Raw genomic sequence first — 20,217 nt, forward strand, 5'->3', positions numbered from 1 at the left:
AGGGGCGCTTTTTTATGGCCCAATATAGGCAGCTTGCCTGCCTTGGCCGAAGGCCAAATGGCAAAGGCCAAATGAAAGCCCTGCCACTTCTATCCTTTGATTTAATTTCCTGCTATTCTGCGTTATTTTTCTCAGCCATAGCTAGGGCTATGCCTTTAAAAAATGCCTTGACTAGCCTGAAATTTTCATCAAAGAATGGCCGAAGCGCAGGACTTCCATTTGGCCCAGCGCTGCGCAGCGGTGGCCGAAGGCCAGACCCAGTTTTTTTGAGCGCAGCGAAAAAAAACGCAGGGCCGAGCGAACAGCGAGCCGCGAAGCCTAGCGGCGGCCGCCCGCCCTTTTGGGGCGGCCGCGGGCCCCCAAAAAAATCCCTTCACTAGAAAAGTAAAGGGATCTGTTTTATTTTTTAACGACAAATTTTAGCGAAATGCGCTCTCGCTTTAAGGCCTTTTTGCGCTTGGCATAATGCCAGTAGAAGGAGGCCGAAAAGGCCGCTACGAAAAGGCTAAACCCAAGGGTCATCGCCAACAATGCCGAGCTAGATAAATTGGCCTGCGCCCCAAAATAGAGGCCCGCCAACAATAGGCCCGCCAAGGGAAAAAGCCCCAGCATGGCCCAACGCAGCTGATGCCGGCCCTGCTGGTATTTTTCGATAGCCGTCTCTACTCCAGAGAAAAATGGATTATGCGATTGTAGCCGCAAACCCTCCTGGCAAAGGGCCAAGCTCCGTTCATAATCAGCTGGTTTATGCTCGGCCAAATAACGCAATTTATAGGCATCGGTTAGCAATAAATGACAAGCCAAATGATAGGGCTCAATGGCCTTGGCCGTCTCCAATTGCTCGATGGCTTTATCGTAGTTTTTTGCCTGATAATAGTTGCTGCCCAACTTAAAACGCTGCTCAAATTCTTGCGCTAAGGCCTTTTGTTCCTCCGCCGTCAAATTGAGTTCGCTCAGGGCAATGCGAAAGTCCTGCTCGCCAAAATGAGTTGGGCGAGCTTGTATTTGGAGTAGCTTCTCCAGGTATTTTTGCAGGACCTTCTCTTCCATCTGTATTATCCTTTAAACCAACGAATAAAGTCCATACCGTTGGCAAATAATAATAGGCTAATGAGCAAAATAAAGCCCACTACCTGCGCCTTTTCCATTACTTTTTGTGGAACTGGGCGGCGCATGATGATTTCTATCAACAAAAAGACGGCATGTCCGCCATCTAAAGCGGGAATAGGCAAAAGATTCATGAAGCCCAAAATGAGCGAAAGCACGGCGGTCATGTACCAGAAGCGCTCCCATTGCCATTCTGTTGGAAATAATTTGGCGATAGAGATAAAGCCACCCAAGCTTTCTGTGGCTTTCACATGACCACTGCCCGTAACCATTTGGCCCATCGCCTTGATGTTGGAGTAAAGGAAGTTCCAACCTTTTTGTAGCCCCAAGGGGAAGGCCGTCAAAGGCCCATGCTTAATGGTTTCAAATTCCATATAACGATCAGGACCAAAAGGAGCTACCCCCACTTTTCCGTCTTCATTAGGCTTCACTTTGAGCACAAGCGGCTTGTCTTCTCCCGAGCGAATAACCGTAATGCTTAGTTCCTGATCTTTCTGTCGCTGTACTTCCCGAACAAATTCATCAAAAAAGTGCACTTCCATCCCATTACAGGCAATAATAGAGTCTCCTTTTTCCATGCCTGCGGCCTTTGCCGTAGACTCCTTGCTGAAGTCTCCAGCCACCATAGGTACTCGGATTTCCATAAAGCCCGCCTTGTTTGAGGCCAGTTTGCCGGCAGTGCTATCGGGAATATTCAGCTCAATTTTAGCGCCTTCCCGCTCTACCTCCAAGGTCTTGGCCATATTGATGACAATCTCTTGCAAGACCACCCCAGAGGTAAAATAGTCGAGCTCTTTATTACCGACCTTCAAGATTTTATCGCCAGTTTTTAGGCCCATTTCTTGGCCCAATTCCATCACGGCCACCCCATAGCGAACATTTTCTGCGGGCAGCTTTTTCTCGCCATAAACCCAAAGCAACATCCCAAAAATGAAGAACCCTAGAATGAAATTGACCGTTACTCCGCCCAGCATCACAACCAAACGCTGCCAAGCTGGCTTAGAACGAAATTCCCACTCTTGTGGCGGCTGATTGAGCTGCTCGGTGTCCATGCTCTCGTCAATCATGCCCGCAATTTTTACATAGCCCCCTAAAGGCAGCCATCCCACACCCCATTCTGTTTCGCCTCGCTGCGTCTTGAAAAGCGCAAACCAAGGATCAAAAAAGAGATAGAACTTTTCTACACGCATGCCAAACCAACGAGCTGGCAAAAAATGGCCAAACTCATGTAAGGTGACCAAAATGGATAAACTAAGGATAAATTGTATTGCGACAATCAGATATTCCATATATGAAATGATAAAAGGTGGTGGAGCCAAAAGCTCCCTATTATAAGGTATGCGCCAAGGAATAAAAATTACTCATTTGGCTTTATTTCAGGTCAATTTAACTTCGCAAACTTACTAAAAGTTTGTCAGATTAGCCCTTGGCCCTGTTAAAAACTTCCAAAGGTGGAGACTTTGCCCCTTTTTTGCCTCCTCTTATCTATCCTGCATAGGGCCTAACTATTTGTTTATGAAGGGATATGCAGGCAATTTGGGGCCTCCGCCTCGCTGCGCTCGTCGGCGCTACGTTTCGCAGCTCGCTGTTCGCTCGGCCCTGCGGCGGCAAAGCCGCCTGGGTCTGGCCCTTTGGGCCACTGCTGCACATCGCTAGGCCTGCGGGCGCTTCGCGCCCTGCTAAACGCAAAGAGCAGCCGTCTTTGGCCCAAAAAAAGAGCCGCCTATAATAAATAGGCGGCTGTAGGCTTTAGCCCTTAAGGCAAAATATTGATCGCTAAGGGGGCGGCCCATTGCCGCTCTTCCTGCGTATAATAACGGAAAACAGAAGAGGCCGAGCTCTCATAGCTTCCTGGAATATCGGCTTTGAGCGCCAACTGAAAACTTCGCTCTTCTTGGGCCTGTAGTTGGTCCAAATGCAAAACCACAAAGTCTTCAAATAACTCAAAATGCTCAAAATGTCCCTGCTCTTGCAAGGCTTTTAGCTGCTTGAGCTGAGGCGACAAACCTGCGGGGATGCCAATCATGGCCATCACTACGGGCTGGTTTTGCTGCCCTTCTGCCTTCATTTGGACCTCTAGACTAGCCTGCTGTCCCATCCGAATATCGCTTTGCAAAAGACGGGTCTGCAAACGCAGTACAGAAGCCGCCGAGTTTTGAGGCAGGCTGGTATTATAAGCCAATTCCAACTCAAAGGGGAGGGCCTGCTTGCAACCCTCATAACGCAGTTCTATGTTTTGCTTGCCTGCGCTGAGGTAGGGCGTCAAATCGGGCAGAGTAATTTCCTTTTGGCCCGCTACAAACTCCTGACTAAAGAGCTTTTTCCCATCTTTATAGACCAATATACGGCCCGATTCTGCGGCCCGCTTATTCAGTTCGGTATAGGCCAAAATGGCTTTAAGGGCCAAAACAGTACCCTGCGTAGAGCCATAACCATAGTAGTTTTTGCAGTTGGGCAAAAAGTCAATGGCCTTAGTCACCTGAGCCGTCAAGCCATCATAGCGCATAAGGGCTATAGCCGTTAGGGCTGTCGTTTCGGCCAAAAGCGCCTGCCCAGTAGAGTTAACAACCGAACATTTTGCTCCCTTATAAGCACCATCCTTTTGTTGGGCCGCCCGCAAAAAGGGCAGCAGGCTCTTGCCTCGCTTGTCTTTGGCCGCCCAAAGGGCATTGGCCACCAAAGCGGTTAGATAAGGGTCTTCAGACTTTACTGCCTGCTTATAGCTAGCCGTAAGCTCTTTTTCGATTTCTTGGCCCAAACCAGCTTCTGCCAAAGCCCAAACAATATAGGCATCGGTGATTTCGGAAGTGGCCCAAGAGTGTAGGTGGTTGGGGTTTTTCTTCCAGCCCCCTTGGCCATTACGTCTAGATAGTAACCATTTTTGCGTGCGCGTGATCAAAGCGGGATCCACATCAAATACAGCTTGCATATCAATAAATTGCATCAAGCCATAGGCAGTTAGGGCCTCATGCCCAGGGTCCCGTCCCCACCAATCAAAACCTCCAGAGGGCGATTCATAGCCCGTCAAGCGGCCATAACCTACTTCTAGGTATTCTTTGGCTTGCGCTTCTAGGGCGGGGCGACTCTGATTGCTGCTTCTTAGGTAGTTGAGGGCCAAAAGGTTGGGGTAGTTGCTACTAGAGGTTTGCTCAAAGCAACCAGAAGGCATCCGCATCATGCTTGCAATGCCATCCATGACTTGGTCCAAACTATTGGGGTAAACTTTAAATTGCGCCCGAATACTTCCCGCTACTGGTTTTTCTAAGTGGAGCTGCATGCGGTTCTTTAGGGCCTGCCCCGCATAAACCGAACGGACCGGAAAGCCTTTGTCTAAGATGACAATATCTTGCTCCATGGCATCATTAAAGGCTTCGCCTTTTAGGGCAAGCACTAATTTGCCCGATTGGGCCTCTTGCCCAATTTTGACTGCCACAAATTTAGTGATGGCCTTTGCAGGGGCTAGCTCGATTATTGGCTCTAAGTCAGTAAGTAGGCTGATGCCCTCGGGAAGATCGAGGCTAAGCTGTACTTTTTGGAGCTGATCGCTGCGGTTGGCGATGCTAACCGGAATTTCTAAACGATCTTGCTTGAGGACCTGAGCCGGGAGCTTGGCCGATACGCTCAATGGGGTTTGTACAAAGAAGCGACTGTCTTGGCGACCTACACCGCCTGTTTGTCCACAACCCTCTACCACCACTTTAAATTGAGTGATGGCATCGCTACAGTAAAAGCTTAGTTTGGCCCGCCCATTCTTTAGCTGAATTAAGGGCGCCCAATACAAGGTTTTTCTAAAGTCGGTCCGCTTTTCAGGCATGGCCTGCTCTGCGGTATAAGCAGGGGCATAGAAAGTCCTGGCCCGATCAATTTGCATAATAACAGTACGTAGTTGCTCTTTCTGTCTTTCTTCTTCTCGTCTAGGCATGGGCTTGGGCATAGGTCTGCGTTTGCCCATAAGAGCATCGTCTTCTGCTATATCTTTGCGAGCTTCTACTTCTTCTGGGAGGGCTTTTTCTTCTACTTTGTTCCCTATCTCAAATAGTAAAGCAGGGGGGGGCGGAGGAGGAGGGGGCGGAGGGGGAGGAACGCCTACGCCTCCAAGCATTCCCATTCTATCCTCTTCGAGCTCCAAGACGGCATCATCAAACTGAGGAGCTTCTAGTTGTCTTACTTGGGCCCGCTTGCTTCTACGAGCTAGCTGTAGTTGAGCAATGGCTCTTTCCTTTTTGCGCTCTACCACCGCCTTTTTGCTAAACTGAAAGTTGGCCCTACGGTTTTCTCCCTTTCCTTGGAGCTGAACCCGCTTTGTGGGCAGCGAGATCTGCCCCTGAACAAGGCGGGCTTCGCTTACTTCTTCCGAAATACTGATTTGATATTCTCCTTTCTTATTGATCTTGGCCTCGCCTAGGTAGCGCCCCCGACCATAAAACTGTAGTTTTCCTTTTTTAAAGTGACGATCAGGCTTTTCTTCCTGTTGTACTTTTCCCGATAGCTTAATTTGGCGATAGTAGACAATATTGCTCTGTTGGCCATAAACCGAAAAGCTAACGACTTGGTCCAAAAAGCCCTGATTACTCAATTTTGCTTGTACGGCTCCCTGATAGTTGGGCCAAAAGATGTTGTATTCTCCTGCTTCATTGGTGCTAAAACTTTTTCCCCCTAGCTGAAGCTCAACATTGGGGATACCTTGCCCTTGGGCATCTACCACTTTGCCCAAAAAGCGAGCTTTTTCTGCCTGATGGGCATAGTTGGGGGCTTGTTCTAACTGTTTCCAGTCAAAGTTGCGCCAACCTTGGGTAAGCAGTAGCTGGTCCAAAGCAGTAGGGCGATGAATATGGGGTTTTTCTCTTTCTAGGTCATCCGCCTCATCAAAGTAAAAGTTGGGCGAAGCAATCTTGCCTTTGAGCTGGCTGCTCAATAGGAGGCTGGCCAAAATATGCGGCTCTTCATCATCGGCAAAGCTGAGCAAACTTTCATCGACTACCGATAAGGCAAATTGGCCATTAACGGCCTTGCCTAAATGGTCCGTTACCCGAATGTCTAGTTCTACCTGCTCTCTAGGGAGATATTTCTCTTTGGGCGTCTGTATCTGAATTTGCAAACGCTTCTCGGCATTGGCAAAGACCAAACGCTCGGCTATGGGCTGCATTTCTGCATCAAATAGGGTGAGCTGTACTAGGCCCATAGGTAAGTCCGCTATGGGAATTTGCAAAGGGCTAGCTCCTACGGCCAATTTTAGGTCCTTACTATAATAAGGTTGTTGCTGTTGGTGAAGGACCAAAAAAGCAGCCTGCTCTTTGCTGCTCAAGATATCGAGGTCTAGAAACTGACTGCTCTGACTCCGCAAACGCAAACCTAGGCTTTTGCTGCTTTCTACTTGCGGTAGGGCAAAACTATCCTTTTTTACTTTGGGACTGAGTACTTTGGCATAATAGCGCTCTCCAGCTTTGGGCTGAAATAACAAACTGCCCATGCCCGCATGATAGCTGCTAAAGTCTTGTAGGTATTGGCCCTGACTATTAAAGATTTGTCCCGAAACCTTGACGGCCTGCCCCTTTTCATCTATAGCCTTAAAGGCCAAGGTCTACCGAAAGTTGGGCAATAGATCTCCCCCTTCTGCAAAAAACTGCAAATCTACCTTGCCCATTTGTAGGGGAATGGGCCGAGCAATGGCTTCTTGCTGTCCCTCAAAGGGAAAAAAGATGTTGATGAGGGCTTGCTGTGTAGATTCCTCTTTGGGAAGCTGAGCCTGCACCAAAGCCTGGCCCATTCCATTCGTTTTTCCTTGGCCTTCTTTTACTTTTCTACCATTTACAATCAAATGATAGCTAAATGCCTGATTGGCCAAAGGTTGCTTGTTGAGTTGCTGTAACTGAAGCTCGGCATTGACCTGCTGGCCTAAGGCATAGGATTTCTCCTGAAAGCGAAGCCGCATATTTAAACGAGGGAGTACCGGCTTTTGGACCTGAATCTCTCGCTCATAAAATTGCTGACTGTTCTTTTGCCATTGAGTGTAGGCTTTTAGCTTGTAGTAACCTCCAGAAAGGCTAGCAGGCAACTGAAAATCGCCAGCAGTTTGCCCATTTTCTAGAGTGTAGCGCTTTTTATCTAAAACCTGCCCTTTGCCATTGAGTAATTCTACATACACAATCTCTGAAATTGTAGAGGGAGAGAGGTCGGCAGGATCACGCAAATAGACCGAAAACCAAAGGTCTTCGCCTGGCTGGTAAATAGGCCGATCGCATTGTAAATAAACCAATTCTTGGCCCCGCTGCTCTTGCTGCTGCTCCATTTTAGTTTGTAGCTGCTTGAGCTTGGGGTGATTGGAAAAAGGCGAGCCCCCAGAAAGGGCATAGCCTATGCCTAAGCTAAAGAGCAAAAGGCTGGATAAGGCTAAAAGCCTGGAATGACGGAATAAATACATAGGGAAATTTAAGTTAAGTGAGTGAAAGTTCGCTAGCCAAGGATAAGAAAAAAATCTATGGCCATTTACAGCCAAACTAGATTATCCTCAACTATTCAAAAAGATGCAGCCTTAGCAGAATCTGGTGCCCAGAATCATTAAATCCCCCCCTAATTCAATCAAAAAATGATAGGATAATGCAAAAAAGTACTATTTTAATTGCCAGAGAAATCCCTAGCCCCCCAAAAAAACACTTCACACACCTTTTAATGGATAATTTTATGGAACTCAAAGGGATAAGTTTACACTACCACCCCAAAGAACACTTTATTGAGGGGAAGTTTACAGGCGTAGCGCTTACTAATACAGGAGCCCAGGCTATGCAAGCTATTATTGCAACTATAGAAAAACATGATTGCCCCTATGTCTTTTTTGATGTTAGTGAGACATTATCTATGCTGACAACCGCAGAGAATTTTGAGTTCGCTACTAGCCTGATGGAAATGGGCTTTTTAGATGATCGTTATCGATGGAGTATTTACTATAAAGCAGACCCTCATATTTATGAGATGCTACACAATGTGATCAAAATGCAAAGCATTGCACATCTCTATATTGATAATGATAAGGAGTCGGCTATGAAATGGTTGATGGATCAAAAAAACAGCTAAGTCAATTATTTTTTTCTACTTTTGTGGCAAGTTATTTTTAAACCTGCCCGTATGAATTTTCTACTCAATTATATTCCCTGGTCCCCAGATCCCGTTTTGCTCCGCTTTGGTAGCTTTGAACTCCGCTATTATTCGCTCTTTTTTGCCTTTGGATTTATCCTCGGCTATATGATCATCCTCCGATTGGTCAAAAAAGAAGGCGAAAAGCCCGAGCTGCTGGACCAGTTCCTTATGTATGTAGTCATCGGGACCATCTTGGGCGCACGCCTAGGCCATTGTATTTTCTATGATTGGGAGTATTTCTCTCAACATCCGCTAGAAATGTTTCTGCCCGTACAATTTGAGCCCGAATTTCAATTTACGGGCTTTAGAGGCCTAGCTAGCCATGGCGGCGCCTTTGGCATTACGGCCGCTTTGTTGCTCTTGGCCCGCAGACAAAAAAAGTCTGTTTTTTGGTACCTCGATAAGCTGGCCGTGGTGGTGCCTTTGGCGGGGATGTTTATCCGTTTGGGCAACCTCATGAACTCCGAAATTGTTGGAGAGCCTACCGATTTACCTTGGGCCTTTCAGTTTAGACTCATGAGCTCCCATGATGGCGATCCCATGGAGCCCCGACACCCCTCTCAGCTCTATGAGGCCATTAGCTATCTGGCCATTTTTGGCTTTATGTTTTGGTACTATGCAAAACGCTATGGCAAGGTCCAACAAGGCCAAGTATTTGGGGTTTTCTTTGCCCTCCTTTTCTTTGATCGCTTCTTATTGGAGTATACCAAAATCAATGAGGGAATTAGCGAAGATGCTTTAATTAACATGGGACAAATCTTATCGATCCCTTTCATCCTAATTGGCCTTTATTTGGCTTGGTCCAAAAACAAACCGCCTACTCCCAAGACTTACTAATCTATATAAAGACTCCTTTTTGGGGTCTTTTTTTTGGGGGCCTCCGCCTCGCTTTGCTCGTCGGCGCTACGTTTCGGGGCTCGCTGTTCGCTCGGCCCTGCGTCGCTTTGCTCCTTGGTCTGGCCTTCGGCCACCCCTGCACATCGCTAGGCCTGCGGGCCTAACGGCCCTTTGATCCCGCCCTACAGATCGGTTACTCCCTTTGGTCGTCGAACTGCGCCCTAAAGGGCTTGTTGTGGCCGTTCTGGCCTACGGCCAGTTAGGGCCAAAGGCCCTAGTTGGACCAAAACGACATCTTGGCTGCAATAGCAAAAGAGTGTTTGCTGGAGAGGAAATGGTCTTTTGGAGTTGCAAAGGAGCATTCGCTGGAGAGGAAATGCTGTTTGGGCTTGCAATGGAGTGTTTGCTGGAAAAGAAATGGTCTTTTGGGCTTGCAATGGAGCATTCGCTGGAGAGGAAATGCTGTTTGGGCTTGCAATGGAGTGTTTGCTGGAAAAGAAATGGTCTTTTGGGCTTGCAATGGAGCATTCGCTGGAGAGGAAATGCTGTTTGGGCTTGCAATGGAGTGTTTGCTGGAAAAGAAATGGTCTTTTGGGCTTGCAATGGAGCATTCGCTGGAGAGGAAATGCTGTTTGGGCTTGCAATGGAGCATTCGCTGGAAAAGAAATGGTCTTTTGGGCTTGCAATGGAGCATTTGCTGGAAAAGAAATGGTCTTTTAGGCTTGCAAAGGAGCATTTGCTGGAAAAGAAATGATCTAAAAGGATCATTTAGGAGGGTTGGCCCAAGGCCGAAGCTATAAAAAGGGAAGAAAGCCTTGCTTGGCTGGGCAAGGCCCTACTGGCCGCAGGCCAGAACGGCTGAGGGATGGGCAGCAGGGCCGCCAAAGGCGGCAGACCGAGGCGCTTTGGCGCCGAAGGGCCGAGCGAATAGCGAGCTGCGAGACAGCCCGACCCCGAGCAAAGCGAGGGGGCAGCCCCAAAATAACAGCAGAAAAGAAAAAAGGGAAGAAAAAGAAGAGTGATAGAGAGAGGCGAAAAAAATTATCAAATTCGGTAGACTTGATTATTTTAGAGCAAAATAAAATAGCTCCTTATGTTGCAGCCCAAAGAAACTTCCTCTAGCGATCAATTATTTTTAACGGCCTTGGCCCAGCTCAATGTTTTGCCCTTAGATGAGCGGCAACTAGATTTGTGGTTATTGAATGCCTTGGGGGCTGATTTGCCTGTGCGTTTAATGGCTAAATTGCTCAAGCAAAAGGAGTTTGAGTTTGGTTTGGACCTGCGGCAGTACAAGCAGCTAGAAAGTACCGAAAAGGCGAGGCTTGCGGCCATGCAAGAGCGCTTTAGTAGTTTGGCCAACCAGCAGCAGAAATTGCAGTTGGGTTTTCCTTTATTGCTTTTAGAAGATGAGGGTTTGGGCCAATTGGTGCAAGCGCCTATTTTTATATGGGAATTGCAGCTAGAGGCTGCGGAAGATGGGGATCCTCGGCATTGGATGTTGTCCTATGATTCGGATTCGGCTTTGCAATATAATGAATTATTGCAAAACTATTTGATTAGTCGCTTTAAGCTAGATTGGGAAGAAATTTTGCCGCCCAAAGAGGAGCTCAAGGCGCAAACCTTACTAGATGCCTTAAACCAGTTGGCGGAAAAGTTGGGTTTGGATGCGCCGGGTTTGCCCAAGCTTTACCCTTGTCCGCATCCGCAATTATCGGAAGAAGAGCGGCCCAAAAACGCCATCTATTGGGCGGGGATCTTGGGTCAATTGGAGCAGCCCAAGCAGTTGGAGCAGGCTTTGCCCTTAGGGTTGAAGGGGAGTCCCAAGCCTATTTGGCACAGCAAGCTAGCCGCTTTAGCCGTTAGTGGGCCAGAGCGGAGCTTATTGCAAGCCTTGTACAAGGGCCAAAACGTTCAGCAATTGCAGAGTACTGTTGGTCTACCTCGTTTGCCTATTGCTGCTATTGCGGGCCTATTGGCGGATGGTGGAAATGCTTTAGTGGTTTGTCCCTTGAATCGCATAGAAGCCTATCAGAACCAGTTTATGGAACAGGGGGTTTTGCCTGGGCCGGCTTGGGTATGGAAAAACAAAGAAGAGGCTCGGGCGCAGCTATTTAGCCTATTGGCCAAGGAGCCCAAAAAGCAAGGGGGGAAAGAGCAGGCCAGTTATCAGTTACAATTGCAGAAATACCTCTTACAATTGCAGAAATTGGATCAGGGGCAGGAAGCCTTGGGCCAAGAAGGCCTATTGGGGGAAGATTGGAGCCAGATGTTGGGGCGTTATTTGGGTTATCAGCAAGAAGAAGGCAAGCAATTTTTGTCGAGAATCTTGCAAAAAGAAGACTACATCTTTAGTCCCAAAGAATATGAGGAGCTCTTGCAGGCCATTAGGGAGCAGGAGGCGCTATTTGCCCCTATACGGAGCTTAGCCCACCCCTTGAGTCAGTTAAGAGATGAGCTCTTTTTAGAAAATACAGAGGAGGCGGCCGAGCAGCTTTTGCAGAAGGAATTGCCTTGGAAAACCGAGGAGTTTCGACAGCTACATTTAGATTACAGCAGCTTTTTGGATGCCTACTATGATGAGTTGCTTTTGCATCATCAGCAGCATGCGATGGCCTTGCGCAAGCAACTGGACCGTCTGCAGGAGATGATGGCCATTTATCAGAAGGTTTATGGGGATGAATTTGGAGAAAACAGAGCTGGCTATAGCAATCGCTTGCGATTGATGTCCGTATTTTCTAAGCGTCATCAGCAACTTTTGGCGGCCAAGCAGCAAATTGCGGAGGAATACGAGCAATTATTATCGCTTTATGACAGCAAGCAATACTTTGTCTTTGCGCTCAAGGAAATGCGTCAATTTAACAGCATCAATGCCCTTTATCAGCACATTCAGGAGTTTGAAAAGCGGGCGCAGCATTGGAGCCAGCGTTTGCCCAAGCAAATGCGGGAGAAGGTCAATGCTTTAGAGTTGAGCTCTATCTTGCCCTTGGACCGAAAATCGCAATTGCAAGCTTTGGAAGAGCGCTTGATGGAGGCCTTAGAAGGTCTAAACGCTTTGCCTTTCTTTAAAAAGCGCTTTAGTGTAGGGGCTGATTCTCTGCCTGCTAGAGAGCAGTTTTTGCGAGATAGCTTTGCCCAGCTATTGGCCATAGAAGAAGAGTTGCCCAACTTCTTGGCTTATTATCGCTGGCGAAAACATTGGTTATTATTGGGCAAGCGGGGGCGGCAGTTGCTCAAAGCCCTGATTGCTAGCCGTCCCAAATCTTGGGAAACGGCCTTTAAGAGCTGGTACTACTATAACTATTTGGCGGCTACCTATTCCTTGGCCTTACCTTCGGCAAGGACCGATTTGCAGGACCTATTGGAGCAGGAGCGTAGCTTGCAGCCACATTTGCGAGAGGCGGCCCGCAAGAACGTAGCTTTGCGGAATGAAGAATTGCATCAGGATTGGAAGAAAAACAACAAATTGCCCTTATCGCAGGGGAGTAGAGCTTGGCAGGATGAACCCTTGGGGGCTTTGATCGAGCATTTGGGTTGGGAGCGGATTCATCAATTGTCTCCCGTTATTATAGCCACGCCTGCCATGCTAGAAGAATTTTTGCCAGAGCGTTTGGCACATTTTGAATTGGTCCTTTTAGAATCTGGGGAGCAAATGCCTGCAGAGCGCAGCCGTCGTTTGTTGCAATTGGGAGCCCAGCAATGGAGCGTAGGGGAGTTGCCTTTGAGTAGTTTTAGGGGGCAATCGGCTGCGGCTTATTCTATGCAGCCCAAGGCCTTGAGTTTGCCGGCCCCTAGTTTTGGTCAGGCCCTCAAAACCTATTTGAGTCGCTACATAGATGAAGAGCGTTTATTGGCCAATCAGAAAGTAGAGGGAGTTTGGGCCAATTTATTGGTGGAGTCTAGTCGAGCGGGAGAAAAACCCTTAATCCTTTTATTGGATGGTTGGATGAAACAGCAAGCCCCGGGCGACTATCTATCGGCTGTAGAGGCCCAAAATCGTTTGGCCCAAGAAGGCTATTGGGTGGTTGAGTTGTATTCTTTCAATTTTTGGCAAAATAGAGAGGGGGAGTTGCGGAGCTTGGCTGCGGCCATATTGAATTGGGATAAGTAGGCCATAAAAAAAAAGTCCTTGCTACTTTATTTAGGTAGCAAGGACTTTTTTTTGAAGAGAGAACTGCACTAACCCCCTAAAGCAAAAACCACAGCCTCCCAAATATGGTCTTCTTCTGTATAGGGAATGCTTTGATTAAACTGGCCTTGGCCGATAGCGGAAATGAGGGTAAAACTATGGGTTTTACCTTCATTTTTTTTGTCTTGTCGAAGGAGGGGGAAGAAGCTATTGGGGGGAATTTGGGCCAGGGGAAAGCTCGGGTAGAGGGGGCGGATAGCGGCCTCAATTTGGTCCAATTCCTTTTGGGGGAGTTGGAGGTATTGGGCCGAGAGGTAAGCTTCGGCTAGGAGGCCAAGAGCCACCGCTTCTCCGTGCAGGAGGGGTTGAGGGCTGTTCCAGCTTAGGCTTTCGAGGGCGTGGCCGATAGAATGCCCAAAATTCAGTAGTTTTCGGAGGCCCTTTTCTTGAGGATCTTGGTCCACAATATGGTCCTTAATCTGGATAGAGTGAGCAATAATTTGCTGCCAGCGGTTCATATCTTGCAGAGGGGGCATTTCTTGAAGTTGGGGCCAGCTTTGGGCATCGGCAATCAGGCTATGTTTAAGGATTTCGGCCCAGCCGCTGCGGACTTCTTCGGGGGGGAGCGTTTGGATAAAGGGGGGATAAATCAGGACCATTTTAGGGAATTGAAAAAGGCCGATCCCGTTTTTGAGTCCTTGAAAATCGATGCCTAGTTTGCCGCCCACAGAAGCATCTACCTGGGCCAGCAGGCTAGTGGGGATTTGGATAAAATCGAAACCTCTTTTAAAGGTAGCGGCAACAAAGCCGCCCATATCGCCAAGGACGCCACCGCCCAGATTGATGAGCAGGCTATTTCGCTGGGCCCCTTTTTGAAGCAATTTGGTCCAGAGTGACTGGCAAGTTTGCAGATTTTTATGTTCTTCTCCGGCTGGAATTTGGAGCAATTGGGGGGAGTAAGGCGCCAGGGCGGGGGCCAAAATGGGCCAACAATCTCTGGCGGAATTTTCATCGAGCAGGACGAAAATTTGCCCATAATTTCCGCCTTCTATCTGCTCCTTAAGTGCTTGAAAATCGGCCTGAGCAAAACGGATAGGGTAGGGGCTGCGCAGGGCAGCGCTTGGATCATTTGGAAACATGACTATTGGGCATTTAGGACCTATATATATTAGAAAAGGATTTGGGGCTGCCCCGGCCAAAGGCCGGGTCGGGCCATTGCGCAGCTCGCTATTCGCTCGGCCCTGCGTCGCCTTTGGCTCCTTGGTCTGCCGCCTTTGGCGGCCCTGCTACAGCCCCTCAGCCTGCGGCGGCTTTGCCGCCTGCTAACTGTAAAAAACTACAGCAAAGGGGGCTGAAAAAGGGGGCCTAAAAGCAAAGAAGTGGGTAGAGCGGCCTAGCGATGTGCAGCAGTGGCCGTCAGGCCAGACCGAGGCAGCTTTGCTGCCGCAGGGCCGAGCGAAGAGCGAGCTGCGGAACGTAGCGCCGCAAGGCGAAGCCGCAGCGGAGGCCCAAAAAAAGCAGCGAGCTGCGCAACGACAACAAGGCCTTTAGGCCGCAGTTCGACGACCAAAGGGAGTAACCGCCGCAAGGCGAAGCCGCAGCGGAGGCCCCAAATAAAAAACTTATTCTGCGGCATATTTTTGGGCCAAGTTGCTACCGGTATAATGGGGGACCCAGCCCTCCATATCGATAAAAATGCGGATAGCTTTGACCGAGGGATTATCTTTACCGGCATCGAACCAATGTTTGCTATTTGCGGGGACTGAAATGAGGTCGCCGGCTTGGCAAAGCACGTTAAAAACGGGGGAATTGGGCAGGTGGAACCAGAAAAGGCCTTGGCCTTCCACGAAAAAGCGGACCTCATCTTCGGTATGTGTATGTTCATCGAGGAACTTGGCTCGGATAGCGGGGTAGTTGGGGGTTTCGCTATTGATATTGATGACGTCGGCCACCTTATAGCCATTTTGTTTCATATAGGGTTGTAGGACATGCTCGTAGGCGGCGAGGACCTCCTCTTGGCTAGCTTGGAGGGAAAGGGGTTCTTTGGCCTGCCATTGATCGAAGAGGATACCTTTTTGGGCCAGAAAATCTTGAATTTCCTTAGGATTTTTGGATTGGAAATTCTGCTCGGGAATACTGAGAATAGCCATAATGGGTAAAATTTATTGGAGTTCGAGAACGGTACGAAAAGAGAGGCATTTCGTACCATATTTTTGGGCCATTTGGGCCTGGAAATCGTTGGAGAACTTGGCTTGAAAACGTTGGAGCAGGCGAAGTTCTGGGCAATGGAGTTGGATAGCGAAGCTAGCGCCCTCTTCATCTCTGGGGAAGAGGACCTTAGTAAATTTAAAATCGGTAAAGAGCTGCGTATCCATGATAGCGGGAATATGTTCCTCTTGCATCCAGCTCTTCCATTCTTGGAGGATATCGGCATCCACCTTATGTGTAATATTGAGAATAAACATAACTAAACTATTCTTGTTTTAATCTTGGCAATTGGGACATTGCCCGATGAGTAAAATTTGTTGTTCTTGGGCGGTAAACCCTTGGGGGAGTTCGATATTGGGGATGGGATTATGATTGAGGCAGAACGTGCGTTCGCATTTTGTGCAGCGAAAGTGCAGGTGATCATCGCTATGCTTATGATTTTGGCAATTGCTATCTTGGCAGAGGGCATATTGGATACTCTCTTGTTCGCTAGCGATGCGATGGATCAGGCCATTTTGTTCAAAGGTTTTGAGATTTCGGTAGAGCGTCACTCGGTCGAATTGGCCATTGAGGGCTTTTTCTATTTGGGCGTGCGAGAGGGCATAATCTTTTTGGATAAAGACCTGCAGGATGGCTCTACGGATGGGTGTATTTCTAATTTTGTGTTTCCTCAGCAGTTGTATTGGGGTGGACATATATAAAGTAATTTAGACTACTTCTAAATAAAAATAGAGGTTAATAAAAGCTAAAAAGGGGGCTATAGAATGTAAGAGTAAATTATATATTTGCGCAAAGTCGGTCAGAGGTCTATAAAACTGTGACTAATGCTACAAAACAAAGGCGTTAAATTTTTTTGGACGCCTTAGATTTGGTAGTTTTGCGCAGCTTTGGCGGGGCTTCTGTCTATTGCAAAGTTAGAAAAGCTAGCATTTATAATGAGGGCTTGATACACAATTTTTATTGAATTGAAATAAAATTTTGAGAATTAGATGACCTGGGGAATTATCATTGCGATAGTGTTGGTGTTATTCATCTTTACACTATTGACGCTAGGAGACGGGCTGTTGAAGGTAACGGCAAGTCAGGCTGGGGAAGACACCAGCGGCTACTCTGTATTGCCCTCCAGCTTGCAAGAGTTATTGGGGTTGGGCAAGAAAAAGGGGGAGTATGTACCGGACGATGCGCCTGTAAAGCGCCTCAAACGTGGATTCGATGTCAACTTGGCTGGAGGACCTTCTTTGGGCCAGACGGGCATTCGGGAAGTACGTTCGGCTACTTATGCGCTAAAGCCTAAGGATTTCATTGGCATGTCGCCAATTCCTAAGGTGATGCCAGAATTGGGGGCTACTGTTAAGGCAGGGGAGCCCTTGTTTTATGACAAGAAGCATCCTGAGATCATTTATGCTGCGCCAGTGAGTGGAGAATTCATTGAGTTGCGTCGTGGGGAGAAGCGTTCTATCAACGAGTTGGTTATTTTGGCTGACCAGGGAGAGATGCAGTACCACAAGCATGAGGATGTACCTAATTTGGAGACGGCTAGTCGTGCAGACTTGGTTGATTTCTTGACGGCGAGTGGGGCATGGCCTTTCTTGCGTCAGCGTCCTTTTGACATTGTTGCAGATCCTAGCATGACGCCCAAGTCTATTTTTGTATCTACATTTGACACGGCACCCTGGGCTACAGATGCGAATTTGTCTGTAGCGGGTAAGGAAGCTGCTTTTCGCAAGGGGCTAGAGGCTTTGGCGATGCTTTCAGGTACTAAGGTACATTTGGGAGTAAACGGCATGGCTCAGCAGCGTCCGTCTGATGCTTTCTTGAAAGCGGATGAGGTAGAAGGTGTAGAGATTCATTATTTCCAGGGTCAGCACCCTGCGGGTAATGTAGGGGTACACATTCACCATGTAGACCCTGTTCTTCCCAATGGTCAGGTTGTATGGCATACCGATGTGCATGGCGTACTATTGATTGGTCAGTTGTTGTTGGAGGGTATTTTTGATACCTCTAAAGTAATTGCTGTAGCGGGTGCTGAATTGCCCGGTGAAGAGGGTTATTATGCTCGTGTTCATCAGGGGATACAGATTGCTGCGCTATTGGAAGGCATGGCCGATGATATGACTACAGAAAAAGCATATGTACGTAATGCTGAGGGGCAGAAAGAGGAGAAAATGGTAGAGGTGCGTAGCATCCGCATTGTCTCTGGCGATCTTTTGTCTGGTAAGCAGGTGGAGCGAGAAAGCTTTTTGGGCTTTTACGACGACCAACTATCTGTAGTGAAAGAAGGTAATTATTATGAGTTGTTTGGTTGGTTGGTTCCTCAGACGGGGCACCCCACACGTTCGCGGACATTCCCTGGTGGGTTTTTCCCCGGCACTCATTATGTTCCTGATACAAACACCAATGGAGAGAAGCGTGCCTTTGTAATGACAGGGGAATATGAGAGCGTTTTGCCCATGAATATTTATCCTCAGCATGTAATGCGTGCCATTTTGGCCAAGGACTTTGAGAAAATGGAAGGTCTTGGTTTGTTGGAGCTAGGCGAGGAGGATATTGCTCTTTGTGAGTACGTATGTACTTCTAAGCAACCTTTGCAAGCAATTTTAAGAGAAGGCCTAGACGAGCTACGTGCTCAATAGGGTTTGATTATAAAACGTTGGATTCAGCCACCTAAATAAGAACTAATTTGTTATGGCATTAATAGACTTCTGGAAACGGATTGAGCCTAGCAAGGAGAATCAGTTTCTTCATGCTACTTATGATGCCTTTTTTACCTTTATGTTCAAGCCAAACTTGACGACCAAGGGAAAAGGGGTGCACATTCGTGATGCTATGGATTTGAAGCGCACTATGTTTCATGTAGTGATTGCTTTACAACTCTGCCTATTGGTAGGAACTTTTAATATTGGCCATCAGCACTTTGTTGCTCTTGGTATTCACACAGGTTTTATTGAAGCTTTTCACCTCAAGCTCGTTTTTGGCTTGGTGCAATTGCTTCCTATTGTTATTGTTGCTAATGTTGTAGGACTCGGAATCGAGTTTTACTTTGCTGCTCGAAGAGGCCATGCTGTAGAAGAGGGCTTCTTGGTATCGGGTATGCTTATTCCTTTAATCATGCCCCCCGATATTCCTTTGTGGATGTTGGCTTTGGCTGTAGCTTTTGCTGTAGTGATTGGTAAAGAAGCCTTTGGTGGAACGGGTATGAACGTATTGAATGTAGCGCTTTTGGCTCGTGTATTTATCTTCTTTGCTTATCCTACAGAAATCTCAGGGGACGGTCCTTGGGTTGCTGCTTGGGCTTTGGCTGAAGATGGAGCGACTAAAGTAGCCGATTACTACTGGGCTCATACTATGTTCAATCCTCTTTTTGAAGCTGCCGGATGGAGCACCTTTGTGCAAGGAACTCCCTTTGTAGCGGGCTATTCTGGAGCTACACCTTTGGCCCTTGGTGCCGCACAAGGTTGGGCGCAGGTAGATGCAGCTACTGGTGAAGTAACTGGTGGTATCCTTTCTCAATATTCTGCTTTGCAGATGTGGATGGGCGGTATCCCCGGCTGTATTGGTGAAACCTCTAAGCCTGCAATTATCTTTGGGGCCATCTTCTTGTTGATTACTAGAGTAGCAAGCTGGAGAGTGATGCTTTCTTTTGTTATTGGTACAGCCCTTACCGGGATGATCTTTAACGCTTGGGATGCTACCGTATTTATGAATATACCTTGGTATCAGCACTTCGGTATGGGCGGTTTGCTCTTTGCTATGGCATTTATGGCTACTGACCCCGTTACGGCTGCTCAAACCAACCGTGGTAAAATTATCTATGGCTTCTTGATCGGCTTCTTTGGTATGGTCATCCGCGTGATGAACCCCGCCTATGCTGAGGGATGGATGCTTGCGATTCTACTCATGAACGTTTTTGCTCCATTGGTAGACCACTACGTACTCGAAGGAAATATTAGTAAACGATTGAAACGCGCGAAGGAATATGCAAAGTAATACTCAAATCTATTTGTATGTGCTCAAGCTAACTGGAGTTATTGCCATTGTGCTTTCGCTCTTGTTCAATAGTTTGAACCCTATGTTCTTGAAGAACAAAGAAACCGCTAAGAAAAAAGCAATTCTTAGCTGTATCCCTGGCCAAGATATGTCTGCCGATGTGCAGTCTGTCTTTGACCAAAAAGTGAAGATTTCTATCTTGGATGCCAATGGCAATATTCTCTTCGCTCAAGAGAAGTCGGCCGCAGAATCTGAAACAGAAATTAAAGCCGCTCTCGATAAACTCAATGAACGTGGCCAAGGCGTAAAGTATAGCAAACTCGCCGATATTGACCTCGCTTCAGAAGAGAAGTTCGCCGCTGAAAATCGCGTCTATCCTATCTATAAATATGAAGGAGACGAAGGCAAAAACTACTTTGTACTTGCTGTTCGTGGAAACGGACTCTGGGACAAAATCTGGGGCTATGTCGCTCTAGAGTATGCCGACAAATGGCAGGTGGCCGGTGTAAACTTTGACCACAAAGGAGAAACGCCCGGTCTTGGTGCCGAAATTAAAGATAATGCCGACTTCAAAGCTCAATTTGAAAATAAGCAGATCTTTAACGAAGCGGGCGATTATGTGTCTGTACAAGTGCTAAAGAAAAATATCAAACATCCCGAATATCAAGTAAAGGCCATCTCTGGCGCTACAGTTACTTGTGATAGTGTGTCTGAAATGATGCAGCGCGGTATCGGCAATTATTTGCCCTACATTAAAGGCCTTCAATCTGCCGATAATAAAGCAATCGGACAGCGCTAAGCCGCTCCCGCATTGCATT

At 47.6% G+C, this 20,217-nt stretch carries 15 protein-coding genes; 7 read left to right on the top strand and 8 right to left on the bottom strand.

Annotation, left to right across the window (positions count from 1 at the left end; genetic code table 11):
• Positions 1-399 precede the first annotated feature (399 nt).
• The 4 genes from OP864_RS12130 to OP864_RS12145 form a co-directional block, all read right to left on the bottom strand.
• Positions 400-1,050 carry a tetratricopeptide repeat protein gene (locus tag OP864_RS12130; RefSeq protein ID WP_270098440.1) on the bottom strand — a complete coding sequence of 217 codons (651 nt, stop codon included), beginning with the start codon at positions 1,048-1,050 and terminating at the stop codon, positions 400-402.
• A 5-nt stretch (positions 1,051-1,055) separates the two neighbouring features.
• Entirely contained in the window at positions 1,056-2,396 is a 1,341-nt protein-coding gene (rseP, locus tag OP864_RS12135) for an RIP metalloprotease RseP (protein ID WP_270098441.1), read from the bottom strand.
• Positions 2,397-2,863: 467 nt separating this feature from the next.
• Positions 2,864-6,685 (bottom strand): alpha-2-macroglobulin family protein, encoded by a 3,822-nt coding sequence (locus tag OP864_RS12140; protein WP_270098442.1) that lies wholly within the window; start codon positions 6,683-6,685, stop codon positions 2,864-2,866.
• Between the two features lie 3 nt (positions 6,686-6,688).
• On the bottom strand, positions 6,689-7,528 hold the full coding sequence (locus tag OP864_RS12145) for an MG2 domain-containing protein (RefSeq protein WP_270098443.1): 840 nt from the start codon (positions 7,526-7,528) through the stop codon (positions 6,689-6,691).
• Between the two features lie 176 nt (positions 7,529-7,704).
• Between OP864_RS12145 and OP864_RS12150 the strand changes: the two genes are divergently transcribed.
• The 4 genes from OP864_RS12150 (at position 7,705) to OP864_RS12165 (ending at position 13,186) form a co-directional block, all read left to right on the top strand.
• Positions 7,705-8,178, top strand: a complete 474-nt coding sequence (locus tag OP864_RS12150) for a hypothetical protein (protein WP_270098444.1) — start codon at positions 7,705-7,707, stop codon at positions 8,176-8,178.
• A gap of 51 nt (positions 8,179-8,229) precedes the next feature.
• On the top strand, positions 8,230-9,078 hold the full coding sequence (gene lgt, locus OP864_RS12155) for a prolipoprotein diacylglyceryl transferase (RefSeq protein ID WP_270098445.1): 849 nt from the start codon (positions 8,230-8,232) through the stop codon (positions 9,076-9,078).
• A gap of 202 nt (positions 9,079-9,280) precedes the next feature.
• Positions 9,281-9,832, top strand: coding sequence for a hypothetical protein (locus OP864_RS12160; RefSeq protein WP_270098446.1), 552 nt, complete (start codon positions 9,281-9,283; stop codon positions 9,830-9,832).
• A 339-nt stretch (positions 9,833-10,171) separates the two neighbouring features.
• A complete protein-coding gene (locus OP864_RS12165) occupies positions 10,172-13,186 on the top strand; it encodes a DNA helicase (RefSeq protein ID WP_270098447.1) in 3,015 nt (1,004 codons plus the stop codon).
• Between the two features lie 68 nt (positions 13,187-13,254).
• On the opposite strand, the gene aroB is transcribed toward OP864_RS12165, so the two are convergent.
• The 4 genes from aroB to OP864_RS12185 form a co-directional block, all read right to left on the bottom strand.
• Positions 13,255-14,343: a 3-dehydroquinate synthase gene (gene aroB / locus OP864_RS12170; RefSeq protein WP_270098448.1), complete on the bottom strand. Its 1,089-nt coding sequence runs from the start codon at positions 14,341-14,343 to the stop codon at positions 13,255-13,257.
• Positions 14,344-14,826: 483 nt separating this feature from the next.
• A complete protein-coding gene (locus tag OP864_RS12175; protein WP_270098449.1) occupies positions 14,827-15,354 on the bottom strand; it encodes a 1,2-dihydroxy-3-keto-5-methylthiopentene dioxygenase in 528 nt (175 codons plus the stop codon).
• 12 nt (positions 15,355-15,366) lie between these two features.
• A complete protein-coding gene (locus OP864_RS12180; protein ID WP_270098450.1) occupies positions 15,367-15,669 on the bottom strand; it encodes a DUF4286 family protein in 303 nt (100 codons plus the stop codon).
• 18 nt (positions 15,670-15,687) lie between these two features.
• Positions 15,688-16,107, bottom strand: coding sequence for a Fur family transcriptional regulator (locus OP864_RS12185; protein ID WP_270098451.1), 420 nt, complete (start codon positions 16,105-16,107; stop codon positions 15,688-15,690).
• A 294-nt stretch (positions 16,108-16,401) separates the two neighbouring features.
• On the opposite strand from OP864_RS12185, the gene nqrA reads away from it, so the two are divergent.
• The 3 genes from nqrA to OP864_RS12200 are packed head-to-tail and all read left to right on the top strand — an operon-like array spanning position 16,402 to position 20,198.
• Entirely contained in the window at positions 16,402-18,045 is a 1,644-nt protein-coding gene (nqrA, locus tag OP864_RS12190; protein ID WP_270098452.1) for an NADH:ubiquinone reductase (Na(+)-transporting) subunit A, read from the top strand.
• A 52-nt stretch (positions 18,046-18,097) separates the two neighbouring features.
• Positions 18,098-19,399, top strand: a complete 1,302-nt coding sequence (locus OP864_RS12195; RefSeq protein ID WP_270098453.1) for an NADH:ubiquinone reductase (Na(+)-transporting) subunit B — start codon at positions 18,098-18,100, stop codon at positions 19,397-19,399.
• Positions 19,389-20,198, top strand: a complete 810-nt coding sequence (locus OP864_RS12200; protein WP_270098454.1) for an FMN-binding protein — start codon at positions 19,389-19,391, stop codon at positions 20,196-20,198. The genes OP864_RS12195 and OP864_RS12200 overlap by 11 nt, the downstream gene beginning before the upstream one ends.
• The last annotated feature ends 19 nt before the right edge of the window (positions 20,199-20,217 follow it).

The sequence above is a fragment of the Saprospira grandis genome (assembly GCF_027594745.1).
GTDB classification, from domain to species: Bacteria; Bacteroidota; Bacteroidia; order Chitinophagales; family Saprospiraceae; genus Saprospira; species Saprospira grandis.